The organism is Clostridium perfringens ATCC 13124, assembly GCF_000013285.1.
In the GTDB taxonomy this organism is placed as follows: Bacteria; Bacillota; Clostridia; order Clostridiales; family Clostridiaceae; genus Sarcina; species Sarcina perfringens.
Genome location: NC_008261.1, coordinates 133,608 through 157,355, shown reverse-complemented (window position 1 = coordinate 157,355; position 23,748 = coordinate 133,608). Strand labels below are relative to the sequence as shown.

Here is a 23,748-nt window from a genome sequence, read left to right as displayed (position 1 = left end):
TTTAATATTTTAAAGCATAATTAATCATTTTAAAATATAACATATTTATCAATTATCTTATATTACTAATTAATTACTTTTTTATTTTACTTACTTTTTATTATATTAATTTTAAAACACATAAATTCTATAAATATTTTAATAAGCTATATCTATCATCTTTAAGTATAATAGACTTAATTTTTTTCTTAAACTTTTTTCTTAAAAATAAAAAATAAATATAAAAAATATTTTGTTTTAACTGTATAAAAAAAATAATACTGTTAATAATATTTACTGAGGCAATAAGCTTCAATCTTATAATAGCCTCTCCCCCATTTTATTTATACTGACAGTTTCGTTAAAGTACGGACTAACGAAACTGTCTCCCCCTTAAAACCCTTATAATGTAATAAATTTTCTTCATGTTTTTCTAGTAGAGAGTATTCATATACTCTCTCAATTTTTAAGTAAGACATATTTAAAAGCTAAGCTTTTTAAAATAAATTATTAGACACTCTAAGCACATATTAATTACCCATTAAGTTTACTTAATGGGTAATTTTTTATTTCTTTTCTATACATAAGGTAAAATAATATTTTTTAAAGCTTAATTTTTTTTAATCAATTTTTTCAAGCTCTCTTCTTAACCAATCTAAAACATTCATCATTGTTCTAGTTCTAACCTTTTGTCTATCAGCTTTAAAATTAAATTTTTTAACCTTTGTAATTCCATCTATACATAATCCAGCATAAACAAGACCTACTGGCTTTTCTTCTGTTCCACCGCCAGGACCTGCTATACCTGTTGTAGAAATTCCTATTCTTGTTCCTGCATTTTTAGCAATACCCTTTGCCATCTCTCTAGCACACTCTTCACTAACTGCGCCAAAGTCCTCTAAAGTTTCTTTTTTTACTCCAAGTCTCTTCATTTTTGCTTCATTAGAATAAGTTACAGCGCCTTCCATAAATACCTCAGATATTCCTGGATAGTTTATTAATGTGCTTGCAACCATGCCACCAGTACAAGATTCAGCTGTTGATACTGTCATTTTTTTATCAACTAATAATTTTCCAACAACCTCTTCTAAAGTTACTTCCCCTTCACCATAGATATTATCTCCAAGTCTCTTTCTAATCTCTTTTTCCATAGGAGAAATAAGCTTTTCTGCCTCTTCTTTATTTTTTCCCTTAGCAGTAATTCTTAAAATAACATCTATATTTTTTGCATAAGGAGCAACTGTTGGATTTTCATTATCTAAAAGATCACATACTAAATCCTCCATCTTGCTTTCTCCAATGCCAAAAACTCTTAAAATTTTAGATACTAAAACACTATCAGTAAATTTACTTAAGTATGGTACTACATGGTTTGTAAACATTGGCTCCATTTCCCTTGGTGGTCCTGGTAAAAGTATTATTCTCTTATTATTTTCCCCTTCTAAAATAGCTCCTGGAGCTGTTCCATTAGGGTTTGGAAGTATTATGGCCTCCTTTGGAAAATAACATTGTTTTTTATTGTTCTCTGTCATTTCAAGGTTATTCTTCTTAAAATAATCCTCCAAATCACAAAGAAGCTCTTCTCTTAAGCACATTTCCATATTGAAATACTTTGCTGCAAGCTCCTTGCTTAAATCATCTTTAGTAGGTCCTAACCCACCTGTAGTAATAATTGTATCGCAATTTTTAAAAGCATTGTCAAAAGCCTCTAAAATCCTTTCAGAATTATCTCCAACTACTGATTGATGATAAACTCCAATTCCTAAGTTAGCTAACTCCTTAGCTAAAAATTGAGCATTGGTATTTACTATGTCTCCTAAAAGTATTTCTGTTCCTATTGCCATTATTTCAGCTTTCAAAAAAATCACCTTCTTAAACTTAATTTATAATTTTATTTCTGCAAAATTATTTATTATCCTCTAACAAATAATTTTACTCTACTTTCTTCTCTATGTCCTAGTTTTTATTTATATTCTTTCTATTATTCATAATTATTATATAAATATTTTTACAATTAAATTTGACCTCTTATTTTCTTAGCTCTATAATAGTCTTTGTTTATTTATAATAATACTTTTAATTTTTATATAGAATATTAAGGGTGTTTTAATAAACAATGAAATGAATACTGACTAGAATAAACTATAATCTGAAGATCTATATAAAAATAAATTAAGGAGAAAAAAAATGAATTCAAAATTTAAAGGAATTATTTTTATGATACTTGCCTCAGCAGCCTTTGCTACTATGAATCTACTTAGTAAGCTAGCTGTAGGAGTTAACTCATATCAAAAAACTTTTTTGACAAATGTTGTAGCAACCTTAATAGTTTGCTTTATAATAGCCTATAAAAAAGGCTCTTTTTTTGGAAAAAAAGAAAGTAGAAAATATTTGCTAGTTAGAGGGGTTACAGGTACTCTATCCATACTAACAAACTATTATGCCTTAGATAAAATGTTTTTATCCGATGCAACAATACTAACTAAATTAGCACCATTCTTTACAATAATTTTTTCTTACTTATTAATTAGCGAAAAAATTACTAAAAAACAATTTACACTTTTAATAGTAGCCTTTGCAGGAAGCTTATTTGTAATAAAACCTCAATTTAGTACTGCTATAATTCCATCCCTTATCGGCGTAGCCTCTGCTGCCTTTGCAGGAATAGCATACACAATGATAAGAGTGATTGGCGATAAAGAAGACTTCTGGACAATAATCTTGTCCTTTACAAGCATAGCTACTATTGTTATGTTACCTTCAATGTTTATGAACACAGATAATTTAACACTACAAAATATACTTCTACTTGTTAGTGCAGGAATAGCTTTCACATTAGGACAAGTTGCCTTAACCATAGCTTACAAAAATGCTCCAGCATCTGAAATATCAATGTATGATTACATTGGGCTTATTATAGCAGCTATATATGGCTTTATGTTCTTTAAAGAAATTCCAGATTTCTTATCATTTACAGGGTATATAATAATAGTTGGCTCTTCACTTTTAAATATTTTAGGAAATAAAAAGACTTCTAATAAAGAAATAAATGAAGATAGCTCTTTAGTTTCTACAGATTAAAAATATTATTTAAAACAAAGAAAAAAGCTGTGATAACTTCACAGCCTTTTTCTTTTTGTCGAAAATAAAAAATTATTATTTTATAATGAAATCAATTAATTATAAATTTTTATCTTATAAAAATCAATGTTATAAGCTCTAAAAAACTAGTGTTTTACACTACTAAAGTATTTGACACTTCTCAAATCAAATTTATTCACAAATATACTTATTAATATAGTTTATTCTTTATTTTTTTATATATTTTTAAGCTATTTGTTCTAACAAACACTTTCAAAGTTTCTTCTAATACAATCTATTTCTTAAATATATTTAATTGATTTGATATAAGCATATAAACTTCTCTCTTAACCTACTAATTAGCTTTGCTTTTACTATTAAAAAGCTTCAATACAATTATGGCTAAAAGCCCAAGATATATAACTAATCCTTCCATTGCTCCAAATCCCATAGCATAACCTAGTTTAGCACATTGATCATATCCAAAACTTAATACCTCTCCTATCATTTTATTCCTCCTAATAAACTCTTCATTTAAGATATATGAATTTATCCAATATAAAATGATGCTTTAATTTATCATATAAGCTTTCAATATATTTTAGAAAAAACTATTTAACTAATAAAACATCATAATCAAAGTACGTAAAAATTAAAAAGTTGAATAAAATACTGTTTAAATATTTTATCCAACTTCTTTGACGATTTTTATTTTATAAATATATTAATCAATGATAGGGCAAATATAATTTGACAAACTCCTACAAGCCCTCCATAAAGCATAGCCTTTGGCCCTTCCTTTACTAAATCTCCAATTTTTACTCTCATTCCTATACCAGCTAAAGCTATGATTTCAAAATTAGAACTAATCCACTTAAATGTTCTTCCAAGTATTCCTGGAATAATTCCAATAGAATTTAAAATACATATAATAAAAAATCCTATTATAAACCATGGAATACGAACCTTATGTGTTGGTTTGTGATGATGAGCTATTTCTTCTTTATTTTCTTCATTAACCTCTATCTTAGCAAAAACTAAAACTACCACAACTAAGAATATTATTCTTATAATCTTAAACACTGTAGCTAGCTCTACAACTGGGTCGCCAATAAATTTAGCAGAACCAATAACTTGTCCTACAGACTGTAATATTCCTCCCATTAATGCAGAGCTCTGCAAAACATCGTTGTTATATAAAATAGATGTGATTAATGGTAAAAGTATCATTAATATTGTACCTGTTACATTTACTATTGTTATGGCAATTACTTTATCTGAATCCTTAGCTTTTATTACTGGAGATACTGATCCTATTGCTGATGAACCACATACAGCATTCCCTGCTGACATGAGTAATGAATACTTTTCTCCAAAGCCTAACTTTCTTCCTATAAAGTAAGTTGTACATATTGTTAATGTCATTAAAATAGCTATATAAAAAACTCCGTTAAATCCTAGAGCCATTATATCAATAATATTTAAAGATGCTCCCATTAAAACAATTGAATAGTTTAAAAGATCTTTTTCTGAAAATTTAGTGCCTTCATCATACTTATCACTTTTAAAAAGTGTATTTCCTAAAAATATTCCCATAAATATTGCAAAGGTAGCTGCTCCTACAGTAGGAAAGCTTTTTCCTAAAAATTCAGCAATAATGCCTATTATTAAGCATATAAAAAGTCCAGGTAATATGGACTTAGATTTTTTTAATATTTTATTCCTCATATGTTACCTTTCTTGTTCTAATATTAAGTAAGCTCCTAAAGTTTTCTCTTTAGTTGCATTACGAAATTATTATACATACCTAAATATATAAATAAAAATACTAAAAAATTATATAAATAATAAGTTTTTAGTTATATAAAAAAGATAAGTGGAATGACTATTAAATCATTCCACTTACCTTTTAGATTTTCCAAAAAAATAGAAAATACAGCATGACACATTATTTTTGGAGCATCTTATAAAAAGATTATGAGTAGAGGCTAAATTTGTTTATTTTATCATTTTATAAAGTCGGTGGGAGTTTGACTTACTATTAAAGAATTACCCATAATCTTTATTATAAAATACTGTAAAGTGATTGAGATTTTTATTATGTTGTTTAACTAAAAGCTTATCTTATAACAATAATAGATATAAGAGTTTGTATCTCTAGAAGTTGAGCCCCATTCTAGAAATTTTCGACTAAAATTCAACTGTGAATCAAGTCTTAAGTTTATATGTAAACTCTATTCAATTATTTTGAATAAAGAGTTCCACCTATTAATTCTTCTTCTTCCTCTACATATTCTCCAAGTTTTGGACTTATAGCTTTGAAGAACATATTTAAGAAGTTAAGTAGCATAAAGAATATTACATATGTTGCTATAAATATTTCAACATCACCTAAGAATTTAAATAAGTTAGCCATTTTAGCATATCCTAAACCAGTAAAATAAGTTGATAACTTAAATGCTGATAAAGTAGCAATTGCTAATGGGAATGTAAATGCTGCGTATGATGGTTTAAAACCTTCTTTAAATAGTTTTAAAATGTATCCATAAACAACAACAAGTAATATTAATCCTGTTATTATTAACCAAGCTAACATGTATGGGTTAGGGTTTGGTTCTATAGTTAATATACCAACTACTCCAAGTGGAGCTGGTGAACAAATTATACCTACTGTTGGTAATTTGTGATCATCTAATATTTCACTTTTAAATACTATATATAAAACTAATGGTAGAAGAATTGTATAGAATATAAATCCAAACATAAGCATAAAATGTGCTATTTGAGGGATTTGAGGAATTACCCCATCCATACCTTTACTTGCTACACTACCTGTTATCATACCTGTATAAACTATGAAACAAGTTGGCATTATGTTTTCAAACTTTCTTTCTTTTATTCTGATTATTGTATAGAAAATAACTATTCCATAATGATATATTACAGCTGCTATCCAAAGCCAACTACATACTACTGGAAAGTAAGGATAAAAGAATCCTGATACTAACCAAACAACCATACCCATTGTAGGATAAAATGTTCCTGTTACTGGGTTTTTAAGTTCCTCATACATAACCTTTGGGAATCTTATCAGCCTTAAAATCATTAAAGATAGCATACAAACTGCTAAAAATATTGCTATTGGTTTAAAATAATTTATTCCTTTTAAATTCCATGAATTACTCAATGTTATAAATGCCAAGCAAGTTCCACTAATTCCTATTGGCATGTTTTGAAGCTTATCTAAATATTTTTTCATCTATCTAATCACCACTTCCTACTCACTTGATGATTTTATTATATACCCTTTCTCTTATAAGTAAAAATACTTATTTTATATAAATATTATAAGCATTCAATTATATATCAAGTGATATTAAGATATTATTTATGTAACAAAATCTATTATATAAAACTTTAAAATATTTAATTTAAGCAAATTAATATATAAAAAAATAAGATTAAGATAAGTATCTTAATCTTATTTTTATACCCTTAAAAACTATACTAAACTTATTTGTTTACTACACAGTTCTTCCTTAAGTTCTTTTAAATTTATAATTACATCAAATATCTTTTCTTTTTCATTATCCATAAAATCTAGGAATTCATTTTTTAATTCATAAACTAAACTTTTATTTAATTCTTTCTTTGTATTATTATACTTAGATAAATCAAATTTTAAATCATCCTCAAAAAACTCTTTTACTAGCCCATCTTCTATTTTGACCAACCTTATATTTAAAACAGAATCTTTTTCTTCAAAATAAATATTATCAAAATTATCTATCTTTAAGAAAACATTCTCATCATAAATATATTTACTCATATTAATTCTCCCCTTCTTTTGCTTAAAGCTAAACATATTATTACTAACATATAAATTAGTAAAGATGTAATCAAATTCTCTTAACTTATAATCAACTTATATACCCTATATTAAAATTTTACCAAAAATTAATGATTTTGTTAATAATTTAACATATAAATTATTCTAATATTTATTAAATTTAAATAATCTATAGATTAATATTTTTAAATTTTAATTATAAAAAACTAAAATTTAAAGTTTTTATTTATAAAAAAAGTACTATTATTTTAATTTAAAATAATAGTACTTTTTCCTAATTTATCGCTAATATCTATTATAGCTTAAATATTTTATTAATTTACTTTTCTATAAAAATAATTAAATTTCTTTTACTCATTAATAATAAATCTCTAAGATTTTATTTAATTATGCTCAATTTTACTTATCAATATTATTTTTTTCCTTTTTTCTTCTTAAAATGAACAAAAAAACAAATAGAAATAGTAAAACAATTATTGTAGTTACTATAATTGTTTTTACTGATCCAAATCTAAAATGATCCTTTTTATCTAAGTTAGGAATTTTACTTGAATTAATATTTTTATTATTACTTAGACTATCATCAACTCTATGCCCACGTACTAATAACCTATGACTATTAACCCCTAAAGGTGTACAAGTAACCAGCGTAATATAATCCTTATCTGGTACTTTGTCAAAATGAGAAGTATCATCTGGAAGAACTGTTTGTATTTTATCAACTTCATAATCATGTACTTCTCCCAAAATATTAATATAGAAATGATCTCCTAACTCTAACTCATGAAGATTTGTAAACATATTTTCTAGTGACAATCCACTATGTCCAGTCAAAACAGAATGATTTCCATTTCCTCCAGTAGGTAATGAAGTACCATCTAAAACACCAATTCCTTCTCTTAATACCATTTCGTTAGTAGTAGGGTATACTTGTACTTTTAAATTAATCTTAGGTATTTCAAGAATAGCAATTACATCTGGTAATTGAACTTTAACTAAGTCAATACTACTTACACTATCAGATTTATTAAATGGATCTTCTGAAGTAACTTCAGTATTATTTCCATTTTGTTCTTCATAAGTTTTTAAAATTTTCTTCTTTTCCTCATCAGACATTTGACTTACTTTTGATTCATACTTTTCGATTTGCATTTTTTGACTTTTTCCAAGTTTATAATCTGAATAAAAAGGGTAAAGCATTAACGCAATTCCTATAACTGCAATGAATAAAAATATATAATCAAAAATTTTGTTTTTTAATTTTCTCTTACTCACCATAAACTCCTAAATAACTACAATATGGAAGGGATTTCTCCCTTCCAATATTTTTAAATTAATTCATTTTACGTTTTCTGTAATAAACACCTGATGAAACTATAAGTACAGCACCAGCTAACACAGTAACAATTAATTGTGTAGAACCAGTAAGTGGCATAGCTGATTTCTTAGTATTTGTAATTGTACTAAATCCACCAGAATAAGTATCTTTGCTAATTTCAAATTCTTGAGTATTGGTTAATAATTGATATCCCTCTGGAGCTTCAATTTCTTTTAATTTATAAGTTCCATAAGCTAATCCTTTTATTAAGAATTGACCATTATCACCTGAAACAAATACACCTTCTCCACTTGTAGGTTGTGTATCTGACCACTTAGCATCTTTTACTCCATCATTATTAGCATCTTCCCATCCATCGAAGTATTTTCCTTCTTTGTTCATTATTACGAACTTCGCTCCTTTTAAAGCTGCCTTACTTGATTTATCTTGTTTAACAAATTTTGCTCCACCAGTAAATACAGGCACTTTTCCAGTTTCATGATTTACTTTACTATCAGGATTTGGACTATTATTCCAAGATAAATCAAAACTATTTTCTACAGGACCATCAATTAAGGCCTTATCGTTTAATATCATTGGATAACTAACTTTTAAGTTTTGTCCTGCTAAACTAGCAACTTTAGCACTTACTTTTCCATTATTCATGATGAAATTAATTTTAAAACCATTTTGTAATCCTTCGTAAGTATAATCTGTGTTTAACTCTAATTTAGTTCCATCTTGAGTAGTAATATTTACATCCTTAGCTTGTCCAAAATAAGATAATCCAGTTCCGGCTATATCTTTGTAATTAAACACTGAATAAGCTGAAGTAGTTTCTGTATTATCACCATTTACAATTTTTCCACCTGCAATATCTTTAGGAACACGAATAGTATTTTCATAGTCTACTGTATCTCCAATTGTAAAACTTGATTCATTAGTACGAGGAGCTGTTCCATTAGTTACCTCTTTATTGCTCTCTGGTTTTAAGTAGTTTATAAACTCAATATGTAAAGAATTTTTATCTACCCCATCATCTCCAATAGAAAATTTTAATTTATTATTGTTATCATTTAATGCATTTGATCCTATAACATAGTTTTTAGGAGCACTTGTTTCCACGAAATAATAATCTCCTTTAGTTAAATTATCTACTGTAATAACACCATCTTTATTAGTTGTTAAAACATCTTTGTTTAACTTAGTTCCACTTCCAGGAACCCCAGAATAAATATCAAATGTGGCATCAGCTAATTTATTAGTATCTGAAATTTCTTCACCATACTTTGTTAATTTAAATGATAATGATTTTACTTTATTTTTAGGATATAAGTTTATTGTATTAAGCCAACCATTTCCAACAACATTTGTCATAGGTAAACTAACAACAATAGGTTGAGCAATTTGTTCAATTAATCCTTTTGCACTTTTTGTTTCTAATATAGCGTAAACATGTCCTGTTCCATCTTTATTAGTGGCTAAAACATTATCGTAATTAACCTTACCCTCAGTATTTACAGAGTGTGTAACCGGTGTAGTATTTGCTTCTTTATGAGTATTTATCCAATCAGAATATTGTTCTGCTGTTAATCCATTTAATTCTTCTTGAATTCCTTTTTCTCCCTTATTATTAAAGTATGATGTTATATCAACTAATGTAAACTTTACATCACCATACTTTTCAGGATTAAATTTTTCTGCTCCAACTGGCAATTGCTTTTCTTCTCCATCATTTGTAATAGATGGCTTTACCCCTTCATACATTACTTTTTGAACAGATAAATTTTGAGTAGTAGGCGCAATTTGTTCTGCAGCATAAACAGTTGAATTTGCAACTGGTAACCCCATAGGTAAAGCCTCTAAAGTAAATATACTAGTTGCTAATCCTATCATTATTAATAATTTTCGCTTTTTCATTAATATACATCCTTTCTTTTTTAAATATATCTTCTACTTTTTTTGAAAAATATAAATAACATAGTAATAGTAATAAATAAACCACTTATTATATAAACTAAAATCAAATTACTTCCTGTGCTTGGCATTACTAAGTTTCTTTTGTTTTTTACTAATATTAAAGATTCTGCTCCTTCTTCTGTTGCTGTCACTTTCAAATACGTATCTAATAACTCATAATTTTTTGGAGCCTTAGTCTCAACTAAATAATAAATATTTCCATTTGATTCGTTTAGTTTTAAATTAGAGAAAGTAGCTAAACCATTTTTATCAGATATAACTTCGTAATTCTTTAATTGATCATTATATCTTTTATCATTAGGGTATACTAATTCTCCATTATTGCTAACTTTAATAAATCTTTTGTTTAAAGCATCTTCCTCACTTGTTGCAATTGCAAATGAAGCTCCTTCTAAAACTTTTTTCGTGTCATCTCTATCAACTTTTTTAATTTTTATGCTTCCTAATAATTCATTATTTTTCATAACTAATGAAATTTCATTTATTTTACTGCTTAATATATTTAAGTTATCATCAATATTATCAACGGTTACTTGTCCATCTTTAGAAATAATAATCTTGTACTTTTTATTATTTAATTTATATCCTAACGGTGCTTTAGTTTCTTCTAAATAATAAGTACCTGAATTTATATTTTTAAATGTCAAATTTCCTTTATCATTTGTTTCAAGTTCTGAAATATTTTCTTTATTTTCATTCAATAACTTAAAATGTGCTCCTGGTAAAACATTTCCATTAGAAGCATCAACTTTATTAAGATTAATAGTAACTTCTGAATCTACAATTACTATTCCTACTCTTTGAGGTTCTACTGCCAATAATCCATTTGTAGTTACTGCAAATGAATTCCATGCAGCACGCTCTAACTCTGGAATATTTTTATCTAATAAAGATTTATCAGGATTAACTGGAGCTTGCATATTAAATGTCATACTTAAATTTTGTCCTGGCACCCAATTTGCTCCTTGATTTAGTTCTATCTTGAAACTATGAATTTCACTCCAATCGCTAACTTGGTTTGCTGTTTTCCATTCAGGGTTTTCAGCATTAGGTGGATTGACTGGTCTTACAGCATTTGCTGGATAATCAACATATTTATATAAATCACTTCTGCTAGGATTTTTCGCAGTACTATAGTAAACTGTTGTCTTTCCCTTCCAAGAATCAGGTACTACTATTTCACCTACAAGTGTAGGGGTAAACATACTACCTCTACTTACATTATCAGTAATACCTAAGTCTCCAACAGATGGTAAAACATCAATAAAACCTAATTTTTGAATATTTTCTCCTGTAGTATTATTTAGTGTTAATCGATATGAAAACTGCTTTCCAATATTTACATGACCAAATTTTGAATAATCTTTATCAAGATTACCTTTTACTTCTTTAGTAATAATTAAATTTTTATTACCTGCAACTTGATAATCTTGTTCTGTTTTTATGCGAATTTGCATTGTATCATTATCTCCATTTATATCATCACTATCATTTTCTTTAATTGAATAATGATCTGATGTAACCGGCGCCTCTAAAACTTGATTTCCACTAGTACCATAAGCAATTACCTTGGATTGTTGTGGCGTATCAACTGTAATATTTACATTTACTGCGAAATTTAAGTATTCATTTGGATGTAATAATTTTTTATCCCAAGTTGCACGAATAAGTTGCTGACCTGTACCATTATAATTGTCTATTACTACATATCTTCCACCATCCTTTACCTCATTTCCTTTTCTATCAAAATAACTCATTTTTTCATCTGGATTTTTTGTATTAACAAATACACCTTTAGGAAGTAGTACACTTACCATTAACGGTTCACTCATATCTGCTTGTGAAGAATAGTCATTAAAGAAGTTTACTTGCAAACGATTTCCCCCTAAGGTAACTACATTTCCAGAAGCCTTTTGAAGATAAGCCTCTAATCTAGCTACAGGATTATATTTTTCTTGTGCAACTACAATAGCTGATCTAGGACCAACAGTAGATTTATCATCTAAATCCGGATTCGGTTTTCTATAAAATAATGTACCATCAGATAAAGTTGCACTAAAATAACTAGTATTTGTTACCTTACCTACATACCCTTGTTTAATACCATAATAATCATTTACATTCACTTGAAAATTCCCTGCTATTACTGAATTATCTTTATTTTCATATTTAACTGTATATGAAAGAACCTTGTCATTAGGACTTAACCCTAACTCTTCTCTAGTTAAATGTTTATATCCATTTCCATTAGATGAAAAGCTAATATTATCATATGATACTTCTTTACTAATAAAATTATCTTTAGAGTTTACCTCCATTACGACAGTAGTATCAGGAATCTTTGAAAAGTATCCCATAGGTTCATCTGTTTGAGCTCTCTTTTTAGGTACATAAAAATCTATTCCTTGTAAATTTAAATTTGTATCAATAATTCTATATAAGGAAATATTTTTATAACCATTTTTTAAGAGAGAAAAAATATTTAATGGATAAAACTTCCCTTTAGAATCAGTAACAATCGAATCATTTTCTGGATTAGGAGGAGATGGCTTAGGCATATTTTTATTAACATTCCAATATCTACCTGGAACAATCCTATATTGAAGTTGGAATCCAAGATTTGCAGTATCAGTTACAACTGGTTCTGGATTTGGTGAAAGTACATTAGCTAATGCACCAAAGCCATTTGCCGGTCCTGTGTTTACTCCTGTATAAAAATTACCATAAACTGGAGAGATATTTACTCCTCCTTTTGCAATTGTTGCATAAGCAACATTTGAACTATTTTGAACAGGTAAATTGCTTATATTTGTTAAAGAAAAATCAACTTTATTTGACACTATTAAATAGTCCTTTACTGTATCTTTTACTTTTGTATAAACAATAAAACTAGTGGTCCATATATCATTTTCTAAATCTGCTAACTTTTTTTGAGATTCAATATCTGGAGCTTTAAAGTTCCAAGTCAAAATATTATTGTTTGATTCTGGATTCACTGAACTTGTTGTACTATTGTATGTTAACTCTGGTTGAATAGCATCAGAAATAGTTATATTAGTACCTGGTTTTATAAAAGCTAATCCTGTCTTTTTATATTTTACTGAAGCATTTACTTTCCACGCTATTATGTCTCCAGGCTTTGGATTATAATCTGGACTTTTATCTTTTACACCAATATAAGATTTGGTGATAGATACAGGTGTTTCTGATTTCACATTAATAACTACATCTCCACTTGATATAGTAGGAGAATCATTTTTAATCAAAGTAGCCTTCGAAACCATTTTAGAATCGTTCCCAACAATACCATTAGTTGTTATAATTTTTACAACTGTACGGTAAGATTGTCCAGACTTTAAACTTGTAAATTCATAAACCAACTTATTTAAATCTTTATCATATCTTGGCTTCACACCTTCTATTTCTAATTCATCCAATGATGATCCTAATGCAGTCTCTCCTCCATTAGTGTTTGGTAAACTAATTTCTAAGGTTGCTTTTCCAATATTTATTGTAGATCCTGTTACTTTGAAATTTAGTTGATAAACCCCAGTCTCTCCTGAATAAATTTCTGAATTCATAGGTTCATAAGTTAAATCCACATTAATTCCTTTTTTTTCTACACTTTTTGATAAATCATTTTCTTTTACTTCATTAGCAATTATGTTATTACTTGAATTGTAAAATGAAGTATTTTCTTTTGTCTCAACATTTATGTCAGCTTTTTTTTCATTTGAAAAATTGTTATTTAAATCTTCACTATTAATCTTTACTGAATAAGACTTATAATATTTTCCATTTTTTCTATGAGTTTGAGCAAAAAACTCAAAACTTCCTGTTTGATTAATGTTTAAAACAAAATTAATCTTTCTTTTTTGTTGATCAAATTTAAATATCAACTTTTCTAGACTATCTTTAGTTGTTTCCTTAACTACAGAGTTGTTGCTAAACTTTATAGTTTCTTTTTCATTAAGAGAAATCCCCTTTGGTAATATAACTTCTACGGTTGAATCTTCTAAATTATCTGAAGATAATTCAAAGTTTAATAAAGAATTAACTTTTACTTTTATTGGACTAGAATTTTGGGATGAAATAATTTTATTATCACTGCTAAAGTATAAATCATCAGTAAAAAAATTAACATCCTTAGCATATACAACAAATAAACTGCTAAACATATTTGTAATAAATGGTAGTATTAAAAATAAAGCAAATACTTGGTACCTAAAATTCTTTTTTATAATATTCAACTTTAAACCTCCTTTTATTTATACTAATTTGTAAAATTAAGTTTAATTAATAGTTTTCAACCATCAAAGTTAATTATTTATTAACAGCATTTTATCATATGTTACTAAATAATAACAGTTATTTTTTAATATAAATAACTGTTATTTAAAAGAAATATATTTTTATTAATAATATATATATATTATTAATAAAATGCTATTTTGTTCATTATTCACTAAATATTTTTTATTAAATCAATAACCGGAACACATAAATATCCAGTATTTATAAATTATAAATTAACTTTTAGAAAACTAAATTTATAATATATATAATTTCCATTTAAAATATATGTATATTTTTCTTAAATCATAAATTTCAAATTAAATTTAATTTTTATCTATTTAATAAAAATAAAAGTAGAACTATAAAATTTTATAGCTCTACTTTTATTAATAAATTTATAATAGTATTGGTTTATAATCTAATATTTTATCTGTAATTTCTTCAGCAGATAATTCAGTATAGAAAATTAAATCACTTGGATTTGGATAAATAACATTTCTTTTTAATTTAAATATTAGTTCATCAATCATAGCTTCCGACCATTCTTCCTTAGGATTTCTAATAATATTTACTAATTCTATTATTTCTTTTCTGTTAAGCTGTTCCATTTTTACTATACCTCCTTTTAATAAAATAATTAATATTCTTATACATCTATGTTACAATATTTTATAATTTATAAGAAAGGGGAGATGTTTCATGGTTAAACAAAAAGAAAAAAATTTAGAATCTAATCGCCCACTTATATTGGCAGTAATGTTTCTTATAAACTTTTTTATATTTATTTTATTTATACATAACTTTAATATATTTATTTATGCTTATATATTCATATTTAATATTTTTTCTTTAATAAATTTAATATTTATGAAAAAACTATATAGTTTCATAGACTTATATACTGCTCTCTCAATATCATCCTTTTCACTTTTTTTATTTTTATCTGGTTTATACAAATTAAATGAAATTCTTTCTATGAATAAATTTATTAATTTATCTATTTTATTCATCATAATATATATTTTAATAATTATTCTATCAATAAATTATATTAAAAATTTTTATAATTCTAAGAGTTATAAAAATAAAATTTTAAGAAACTATCCTAACTATGGTTTAATAGTTGTTGGTAGTTTATTAGGTTTATTTTTATCTAAATTAAATTTAAACCAAGATTTGATAATTGCTTTAGGTATGGTATTACTTAGTTGTGGTTTTGCAGTATGCTATTCCCACTTTTATAAATTTTTTTATAATTCATCACATTAGAACTTATTAGAAAAAATCAAGCTTCAATTTATTTTATATGATATAAAAAGTTATTTCCTTTCAAAATTTAACCCTAATAAATAAAAATGGAGTGTATAAAAATAACTTTTTATAAAACTTACAAACAGTATGAAGAGAATATCTAGATAAGCTTTAGAATTTAAATTATTACGTAGAAAATTTCACGTTAAAAAGCTGAGACTGTTAACTCCTTAGGAATACAATCTCACAAAGTTCGATTGCATAAGTTCAAGACTCCAAATTGAAAATTTGGACTTTTACTTAAGTTTCGGAGCTTTAGTGATATTTTCGAAGTAATGATTATAAATTCTTAGCGTAATCTAGTAATTCTCGGAATATGTTTGTAAGTTTTATTATATTTTGATACACTCCCATAAATTTAATTATCTATGATCTTTCATTTATGTTTTTCTTAGCCCCTAAATATGTTGCTAAGAAGTACCCTCCATAAATTATAACAAAAATTATTGCTGTTATAATTATATTTGGCATTATACTAGCATTTCCAAATACTCCTACTATGGTAGAAGATATCTTTAAACCAACTATTGAATGTACTATAGCAAGTGATAAAGGAAGCATAAAATATACTCCTACTTGAGTGAATATAGCTTTATTTATCATCTTTTGATCCACACCTATTTCTTTTAATAATCTATATCTTTCTACATTATCAGTAGATTCTGTAAGCTGCTGAATAGCAAGTACAACTGCTGATGTAATTATAAATATTAAACCTAGGTATATTCCCAAGTAAGCCATTGTTGCACCTAGACCAGCTGCATTATCATATATTTCTTTTTTTGTTATTGAATAAACCTGACTTTCTACTAGCTGATCTCTTATGCTCTCTAATTCTTCCTTTGTATTAGAGTTATCCTTTAGCATCATATTAAATCTACTAGACACAGGTTTTAATCCTTCAAGGAGAGAATCCTTAACAACAAAAATTAAAATATCACCTTTCATAGTAAAATTATATAGATTAATATTTTCATACTTTTTATTTGCAGGCTCTAAGGTTTTTCCTGAAATATTTATCTTCTTTCCATTTTCTGAGCTCTTATTAACCAACTTTTTCATTTGATCCATATTTCCATTTTCTAAGCTCTCATTAACCCACTTTTTCATTTCATCAATATTTCCAACTGCTAAGTATTGATTTTCCTTTAAATTAACAGGCTCTTTCCCAAGAAGTTTTAATGTATTATTATATCCCTTTTCTCCAATTACTAATATGTCATTATCATTAGCTACTGGAAAATAGTTCTTCATAGCAGTCATTCCCTCTTTTGATAAGAAATTACTGTATTTAACTTCACTATCATACATAACCATGTTTGAATCTTCTTTAGCTATATTAGATATATCAATATTTTTTTCCTTCAAAAGTTTTTCTATATTTTCACCACTATTACTCCAAAAGGTAACATCAAATTTAGTTAAATCTTTTAAGTCAGCATTTATAGCCCTATTTATACCTAACCCTCCTGAAAATGTACAAATAGCTAAAAATAACATTAAACATATAAATGATAAGGATACAAAGGTTGTGTTTATTTTACTGCTTATTTGCTTCATAACAAACATGTTTAAATCTCTTAAATAGAATTTTTTATTTCCTTGAATAACCTTTAAAAAGAATCCTGTTAAAGAGTAAAAGAATATAAATGTTCCAATACATCCTAGTAAAATTGGTAATCCAAGAGCATTAAAACTAGCAAAGGCAATTCCATCATGTATGACCTTATAATAAGCTGTTACTAATATTCCCACACTAACTAAAAATAATATTACTGATACCCATAAGTTTTTAATAGTAGGATTTTCATTTCTCTTTGAAGCTGTTAATAAATCTATTAATTTAATCTTTCTAACACTTATAAAGTTAAAAATTAATACAACAAGATATATTATTGAAAAACAAAGTACTGTTCTCTTAAATCCAAGGGGAGAAAAAACAAATTGAAACTTTGTAAGGTCTACCTGGAACATATAGGCTGTAAGTACTGAAAGTGCTTGAGATAACATTATTCCTAGTACCACTCCTATTCCTAGAGATATAGCCCCTATAAATAGAGTTTCTAAGAATATCATTTTTGATAAGCTTCCATTTTCCATTCCAAGAGTCATATAAATTCCAAACTCTTTTTTTCTTCTTTTTATTAGATAATTATTTGCATAAACTATTAAAAATCCTAAGACAAAAGCTATAAATACAGAGAAATATCCCATTAATTGTTCTGCCATCATAAAGGCTGACTGCTTTTGCTCATTAAGTTCCATCATTACACTTTGTGACTCTATGGAATTAAAAGTATAAAATATACATATTCCAAATATCAAGGTTAAAAAATATATTACATAATTTTTATAACTCTTTTTTATATTTTTAAAGGCTAACTTAAAATACATTATTACTGTCACCTCCAAGAAGAGTTATGACTTCAATTATTCTATTGAAAAATTCTTTTCTAGAATCAGTTCCTTTTATAAGTTCATTAAATATCTTTCCATCCTTAATAAATAAAATTCTATTTGCATAACTTGCTGTAAAAGCATCATGAGTTACCATCATAATTGTTGCATTTAAATTCTTATTTAAATCTTCTAAGCTTTCAAGAAGCATGGTAGCTGCCTTTGAATCTAAGGCTCCTGTTGGTTCATCAGCTAATACTAAAGATGGATTAGTAACTATTGCCCTTGCTGATGCCACCCTTTGCTTTTGTCCTCCTGACATTTCATAAGGATATTTATTAAGCTCATTACTTATATTTAAAGCTTCTGCAACGAGTCTTACTCTTTTATCTATTTCCTTGTTATTCACTCTTTGAATTGTAAGAGCTAAGGCTATATTTTCGTAAGCTGTTAAGGTATCTAAAAGATTAAAATCCTGAAATATAAACCCTATTTTTTCTCTTCTAAACTTAGCTAACTTTTTTGAACTAAAGCTTGTAACATCCTCTCCCTCTAAATATATATGACCACTAGTCACCTTATCTATGGTTGATATACAATTTAAAAGTGTTGTTTTACCACTTCCCGAAGCCCCCATTATTCCAACAAATTCACCTTCTGAAACAGTAAAACTAATATCATTAATTGCCTTTGTAACATTTCCTTTTTTACCATAATACTTTTCTATATTACTTACCTTTAAAACCTCTTTACCCATTAAACTCCACTCCTTATCCTTACTTATATTATCTTAAAACTCTAGCTTAAATCATATTAAAACTTTCCATTTAAGCACTTCTTTCTATACTTTAATTCTATTTCATATAAAAATTTCAATCCATAGAACTATATAACACTAAACTAACAAAAGTGTCACATTGTGATTTTTAAAATATTCTTATGTAAAGATTAGAGTAACCTGCAAAACAATTAGATTTAACCTAAGTCCTTAAGCCTATTTTTTATCCAGCTTCTAAAGGTGCTAGATTCCATTTATTATCTTAACTTTACTATTATAACTTTAGTTTCCATTAAATAATAAACCTAGTCTATACAAACAATTCTAAAACCTTTTTATAAAAAATTTAGCTAACCTATTAAAATATATTATAATGTTATATAAAAAGGTGGATTCATAAATTGAATCCACCTTTTTTCACTACTATTATCAAAACTTAATTTAATACCTCTCCTTAATTTTCATATAAATATTTATATGAAAATCATGAACTAAATTAATCACATTGATTATCTTTCATAATTTTTATAAAGATATATATAATATCCAATAAGAATTATAACTAAAAAAGCATTAACAAATGTCTTAATATAATAAAAATTTATATTCTTTAAAAATTCAATATTTAACATAATAGCTTCTATTAAATTAAGTAAACATCTAATAAAAATACATACTATAACTACAACCAAAAACTTTTTACCCATATATTCTCCCCCTCACTATTTAAATCATAATAAGAATAAATCTAGTATTACCTATTCAAAAATCATCATCCTGTTTATTGGAAAGATAATTGAAACTCTTGTGAACTTACCTTCTTCTGAAATCAATTTTATATCTAACCCAAGTTTCTTACAAAGCTTTTTACATAGGTATAGTCCTATACCTGTAGACTTTCCAAACTTACGTCCATTTTCTCCTGTAAATCCTTTATCAAAAACCCTAGAAATATCTTTTTCACTTATTCCAGCACCATTGTCCTCAATATTTAAAATCACATATTTACTATTTTCATTGCAATATATCTTTAGTTCCTTATGTTCCTTATTCATATATTTAATAGAATTTGATATTATTTGTCCTAAAATAAACTCAATCCACTTGCTATCTGAATAAACCTGTTTTTCTAAATCACCTAAACTTATTTTAACTCTTTTCTTTATTAAAGAATCTGCATTATTGTTTAAAACCTTGTTTACGCAACTACTTAAACTCATTTCTTTTATTATATAATCCTTCTCAAGGGTATTACTTCTAGTGTAAAAGAGAGCTTGATCTATATAATTTTCTAGCTTACAAACCTCTTCTCCTATACTCTCTGTAAGTGGTGATTCATTATTTTCTATTAATAGCTTGCAAGTTGCTATGGGAGTTTTTATTTCATGAACCCATAATTCTATATACTCCCTATAATCATTTATCCCTCTCTTAAACTCTCCTATTTCATCATTCATAGCCTTATTACCCTTGCATATAACATCATATATTAACTTACTCTCTGTAAAAGTTCCCTCTTCTATTACTTCTGATATTAAATATTTCTTATCTAAAGACTCCATATTTTCCTTTATCTCATTATAATATTGCTTCTTTCTTAAATAATCAAAAATATGATAAATTAGAATTCCTGCCTCATTTATAATAACAATAAATAAAATGGCAAAGCTATCAACCTTTAAAACCATAAGCAATAGAGCTGTAAAAAGTAATATTAATGAATTTATAATAATAAAAACTATTCTTTCTTTTATAAAATCTCTTAAATTCATGATAATATATACCCTTGCCCCCTCTTAGTTTGTAAATATCCCTCTGCCCCTATTCCTTCAATCTTTCTTCTAAGTCTATTTACATTAACAGTTAAGGTATTATCATCTATAAACTCATTACTTTGCCATAAAGACTTTATAATATTATCTCTTGATACTATTTTCCCTTTATTTCTTATTAGAATATTTAAAATCTTACTTTCATTTTTAGTAAGCTCCTCAACTTCCCCCTTAAATGAAACCTCGCTAGTAGACATATTATATTTTAATTCTCTGCAATTAAATATTTCTGTTTCACCCTCAATTCCTGAATAGGTTCTTTTCATAATTGATGCAATTCTAGCTAAAAGTATTTGAGTATTATAAGGCTTAGTAACAAAGTCATCAGCCCCTAAATTCATACTCATAAGCTCATCCATCTCACTTTGTCTACTAGTTACAACTATAATTGGAACTTGGCTTTTCTTCCTTATCTCCCTGCAAATATAGTAACCATCATAATAAGGGAGATTTATATCTAGTAAAATCATATTAGGATTACATCTTAATGAAGTATCAACTATATTTTCAAAGTCTTCTGATGACTCTACAATGTAGCCATACTTCTCTAAAAATTTAGTAAGCTCTTCTCTTATCTTTTCTTCATCTTCTATAATAAAAATCTTTTTGCTTTCCATCTAATCTACTCCCATAAAAATTCTTTTAAATTATAAATACATTTAACTCCTATTCATATTCTAAAATATACAATCTATATAATTATTAAAACACAAAAGAGACACTTATAAAAAGAAGTGCCTCTTTATATATACTATATTAAATAAAATATCTCTCTAAATTATAATAAATTTGATAAATTATAGATGATACATTATTAAAAACAAACCATGCGTTTATTGAATAAACAACCATGCAAGTTAAAGAATATATGTATATAAATTTATTTTTTGATTTTATTAAAGTATTAAATAAAGCATACAATAACACAACTGATAATATAGAACTAAATATACTTACTATCATCCAAATAGCTCCTCCTAAAACTAGGGCTATAGAGGATATTATTAATATAAATACATTTATTATAGATACTACAAACATTATGTTTACAAGTGAATCTTTATTTATATCTTCTTTAACTAAAAACTTAAATATAATATAAATTATACCTAATATTAAAGCATAATTAATTATATAGCTTCCTAAATTTAAAAAATAGATATTACCTGTAGGAAATACATTTTCCATAATCATATCAAACTGACTTTTAGCCTTTATCATGTTATTAAAATCCCAGGTATTAATATTTGAGAATTCTAGTATAATGCCTACTACACTTTTTACTAAGTTAAAACTAAAGGCTTTAAATAAAAGAGTTTTAACTAGTGGTATTATTAAAGTTATTATTGCAATATAAATTAATTGTATTTTTGATGATACTCCAAAGACATGTTCCTTAACTGAAGTTATTGGATGACATAAAGATTTTATTATATATCCTTTATGCTCATTTACATCTATAGGTATACTTTTACTAGAACCCTTACACTTATTTCCACACTCTGGACAAAAAACTGATTCATTTGGTATTTCCTTACCACACTTTGAACAAAACATAAAACGCCTCCTATTCTATGTTAAATTATAACGTTTTGTTAACAAATTTGTCAATTGTTCAAAAAAATGTTAAATTATATTTTAGATGTAAAATTATTATTAAGGAGGTTTTAAAATGAATTTTTGTAATAAATGTGGTTCAAAATTAATAAATGGAATTTGCCCTAATTGCTCAAAAATAAAAAAAAACAAGAAAAAATCTAAAATTATAATAATAAGCCTAGTTTTTATTGTTGTAATATTTTCTGGTGTATTCTTTTACTTAAAATCAACAGTTAAATCTGAAAAAGAAATAGCACTTTCATTTTCAAATTCAATTTCCTCTTCAAATCCAGAGGAACTTAGTAAAATACTTTATTGTAATGATAGCTCTCTACCAATAAATAAAAGCAACTCTACTATTCTAATAGATTACTTTAATCAAAATCCATCAAAATTTTCTTCAATAAACGACGATTTTAAAAAGGGAAATTATAAGGACACAGACTCCCCTTTATCTATAGAAGAGGTTAGAAAAGATTTCTTTTTAATACCTGTTTATAAAGTAGTTGTAAAACCAAGCTTTATAAAGGTAAAAACTGATTTAAAAGATGCAAAAGTTCAAATAGGAGATGAAACTTTTGGAGATTTAACAAAAAAAGATGAGTTAGGCCCTTTAATGCCTGGAAATTATACTATTAAATCTGAAATATCAAATTCATATTTAAACAAATCTGAAAATATAGAGGTTAATACTTTTAAATCTTCTAACCAAGAAATAAGTATATTTGATAACTTTATTAAAGTTAATATTACTAGCGATATTCCAGATGCTGAACTATATGTAAATAATAAAGATACTGGAGTAAAAATTAAAGATGCTAAAACCTTTGGTCCAATTGATCCTAATAGTATTATTTATGGAGTATCAACAGATGGAGATAAAAAAATAATAAGTAATAAATATGATGTAAATTCTTCAAGCAATATAAATATAAACTTTGCTGAAGCTAAAGCCTCAGAAGCTAATTTCAAAAAAGATCTTTATGTTCTATTAAGAAATTACTCAAGTGACTTTGCTTATGCTGTTAATACAAATAGTTTTAATTATATAGAAAACTACCTTGAATTTGACAGTCCTATTTATAAAAAGCAAAAGAAGGTTGTCCCTGAAATACATTCTAAAGATATTAGGGAAAACTTTGAAAGCACTGAAATATTAAATTATACATTTAATAATGATACAAATACTGGTGAAGTTACTTGTAATGAAATTTATTCTATAGGTAAAGGAATTAATGTTCCTAAGCGTCAAGAATTTAAAAATACTTATACCTTTAAAAAACTAGCTAATGGTTCATTAGTTCTTACTGATATAAAAGATTAAGGG

General features: G+C 26.2%; 17 protein-coding genes. 2 read left to right on the top strand and 15 right to left on the bottom strand.

Features of this window, described 5'->3' with window-relative positions:
- Positions 1-599: 599 nt before the first annotated feature.
- The gene (locus CPF_RS00685) at positions 600-1,838 is read right to left on the bottom strand and encodes a competence/damage-inducible protein A (protein WP_004459640.1); all 1,239 of its coding nucleotides are present in this window, start codon (positions 1,836-1,838) and stop codon (positions 600-602) included.
- A 328-nt stretch (positions 1,839-2,166) separates the two neighbouring features.
- Between CPF_RS00685 and CPF_RS00680 the strand changes: the two genes are divergently transcribed.
- A complete protein-coding gene (locus tag CPF_RS00680) occupies positions 2,167-3,060 on the top strand; it encodes a DMT family transporter (RefSeq protein ID WP_003467780.1) in 894 nt (297 codons plus the stop codon).
- 355 nt (positions 3,061-3,415) lie between these two features.
- Here the strand turns inward: CPF_RS00680 and CPF_RS14920 are convergent, their stop codons facing one another.
- The 14 genes from CPF_RS14920 to CPF_RS00610 all read right to left on the bottom strand — a co-directional run bounded on the left by CPF_RS14920 (position 3,416) and on the right by CPF_RS00610 (position 22,379).
- Positions 3,416-3,568: a hypothetical protein gene (locus CPF_RS14920; RefSeq protein WP_003457587.1), complete on the bottom strand. Its 153-nt coding sequence runs from the start codon at positions 3,566-3,568 to the stop codon at positions 3,416-3,418.
- Between the two features lie 200 nt (positions 3,569-3,768).
- Positions 3,769-4,788, bottom strand: coding sequence for a YeiH family protein (locus CPF_RS00675; protein WP_003472801.1), 1,020 nt, complete (start codon positions 4,786-4,788; stop codon positions 3,769-3,771).
- 514 nt (positions 4,789-5,302) lie between these two features.
- Complete coding sequence (locus CPF_RS00670; RefSeq protein ID WP_003479478.1) at positions 5,303-6,319, bottom strand: TDT family transporter; 1,017 nt, start codon at positions 6,317-6,319, stop codon at positions 5,303-5,305.
- 243 nt (positions 6,320-6,562) lie between these two features.
- The gene (locus CPF_RS00665; RefSeq protein ID WP_003448594.1) at positions 6,563-6,889 is read right to left on the bottom strand and encodes a hypothetical protein; all 327 of its coding nucleotides are present in this window, start codon (positions 6,887-6,889) and stop codon (positions 6,563-6,565) included.
- A 420-nt stretch (positions 6,890-7,309) separates the two neighbouring features.
- Positions 7,310-8,188, bottom strand: coding sequence for a class C sortase (locus CPF_RS00660; RefSeq protein ID WP_011590072.1), 879 nt, complete (start codon positions 8,186-8,188; stop codon positions 7,310-7,312).
- Positions 8,189-8,243: 55 nt separating this feature from the next.
- On the bottom strand, positions 8,244-10,148 hold the full coding sequence (locus tag CPF_RS00655) for a SpaA isopeptide-forming pilin-related protein (protein WP_011590071.1): 1,905 nt from the start codon (positions 10,146-10,148) through the stop codon (positions 8,244-8,246).
- A gap of 20 nt (positions 10,149-10,168) precedes the next feature.
- Positions 10,169-14,458: an MSCRAMM family protein gene (locus CPF_RS00650; RefSeq protein WP_011590070.1), complete on the bottom strand. Its 4,290-nt coding sequence runs from the start codon at positions 14,456-14,458 to the stop codon at positions 10,169-10,171.
- Positions 14,459-14,899: 441 nt separating this feature from the next.
- On the bottom strand, positions 14,900-15,112 hold the full coding sequence (locus CPF_RS00645; RefSeq protein WP_011590069.1) for a bacteriocin immunity protein: 213 nt from the start codon (positions 15,110-15,112) through the stop codon (positions 14,900-14,902).
- Positions 15,113-16,181: 1,069 nt separating this feature from the next.
- Complete coding sequence (locus CPF_RS00635; RefSeq protein WP_011590067.1) at positions 16,182-18,209, bottom strand: ABC transporter permease; 2,028 nt, start codon at positions 18,207-18,209, stop codon at positions 16,182-16,184.
- Positions 18,199-18,969, bottom strand: coding sequence for an ABC transporter ATP-binding protein (locus tag CPF_RS00630; RefSeq protein ID WP_003448577.1), 771 nt, complete (start codon positions 18,967-18,969; stop codon positions 18,199-18,201). Before CPF_RS00630 ends, CPF_RS00635 begins: the two co-directional genes overlap by 11 nt.
- A 530-nt stretch (positions 18,970-19,499) precedes the next feature.
- On the bottom strand, positions 19,500-19,697 hold the full coding sequence (locus tag CPF_RS00625; protein WP_011590066.1) for a hypothetical protein: 198 nt from the start codon (positions 19,695-19,697) through the stop codon (positions 19,500-19,502).
- A 51-nt stretch (positions 19,698-19,748) separates the two neighbouring features.
- The gene (locus tag CPF_RS00620; RefSeq protein ID WP_011590065.1) at positions 19,749-20,762 is read right to left on the bottom strand and encodes a sensor histidine kinase; all 1,014 of its coding nucleotides are present in this window, start codon (positions 20,760-20,762) and stop codon (positions 19,749-19,751) included.
- Complete coding sequence (locus CPF_RS00615; protein ID WP_011590064.1) at positions 20,759-21,439, bottom strand: response regulator transcription factor; 681 nt, start codon at positions 21,437-21,439, stop codon at positions 20,759-20,761. Before CPF_RS00615 ends, CPF_RS00620 begins: the two co-directional genes overlap by 4 nt.
- Before the next feature lie 139 nt (positions 21,440-21,578).
- On the bottom strand, positions 21,579-22,379 hold the full coding sequence (locus tag CPF_RS00610) for a zinc ribbon domain-containing protein (protein WP_003479487.1): 801 nt from the start codon (positions 22,377-22,379) through the stop codon (positions 21,579-21,581).
- Positions 22,380-22,494: 115 nt separating this feature from the next.
- Between CPF_RS00610 and CPF_RS00605 the strand changes: the two genes are divergently transcribed.
- Positions 22,495-23,745: a zinc ribbon domain-containing protein gene (locus tag CPF_RS00605; protein WP_003475319.1), complete on the top strand. Its 1,251-nt coding sequence runs from the start codon at positions 22,495-22,497 to the stop codon at positions 23,743-23,745.
- The last annotated feature ends 3 nt before the right edge of the window (positions 23,746-23,748 follow it).

Coding starts and splice junctions, on each gene's coding strand:
- CPF_RS00680 (WP_003467780.1), top strand. CDS start 2,167: ATGAATTCAAAATTTAAAGGAATTATTTTTATGATACTTGCCTCAGCA.
- CPF_RS14920 (WP_003457587.1), bottom strand. CDS start 3,568: ATGATAGGAGAGGTATTAAGTTTTGGATATGATCAATGTGCTAAACTA.
- CPF_RS00675 (WP_003472801.1), bottom strand. CDS start 4,788: ATGAGGAATAAAATATTAAAAAAATCTAAGTCCATATTACCTGGACTT.
- CPF_RS00670 (WP_003479478.1), bottom strand. CDS start 6,319: ATGAAAAAATATTTAGATAAGCTTCAAAACATGCCAATAGGAATTAGT.
- CPF_RS00665 (WP_003448594.1), bottom strand. CDS start 6,889: ATGAGTAAATATATTTATGATGAGAATGTTTTCTTAAAGATAGATAAT.
- CPF_RS00660 (WP_011590072.1), bottom strand. CDS start 8,188: ATGGTGAGTAAGAGAAAATTAAAAAACAAAATTTTTGATTATATATTT.
- CPF_RS00655 (WP_011590071.1), bottom strand. CDS start 10,148: ATGAAAAAGCGAAAATTATTAATAATGATAGGATTAGCAACTAGTATA.
- CPF_RS00645 (WP_011590069.1), bottom strand. CDS start 15,112: ATGGAACAGCTTAACAGAAAAGAAATAATAGAATTAGTAAATATTATT.
- CPF_RS00635 (WP_011590067.1), bottom strand. CDS start 18,209: ATGTATTTTAAGTTAGCCTTTAAAAATATAAAAAAGAGTTATAAAAAT.
- CPF_RS00630 (WP_003448577.1), bottom strand. CDS start 18,969: ATGGGTAAAGAGGTTTTAAAGGTAAGTAATATAGAAAAGTATTATGGT.
- CPF_RS00625 (WP_011590066.1), bottom strand. CDS start 19,697: ATGGGTAAAAAGTTTTTGGTTGTAGTTATAGTATGTATTTTTATTAGA.
- CPF_RS00620 (WP_011590065.1), bottom strand. CDS start 20,762: ATGAATTTAAGAGATTTTATAAAAGAAAGAATAGTTTTTATTATTATA.
- CPF_RS00615 (WP_011590064.1), bottom strand. CDS start 21,439: ATGGAAAGCAAAAAGATTTTTATTATAGAAGATGAAGAAAAGATAAGA.
- CPF_RS00610 (WP_003479487.1), bottom strand. CDS start 22,379: ATGTTTTGTTCAAAGTGTGGTAAGGAAATACCAAATGAATCAGTTTTT.
- CPF_RS00605 (WP_003475319.1), top strand. CDS start 22,495: ATGAATTTTTGTAATAAATGTGGTTCAAAATTAATAAATGGAATTTGC.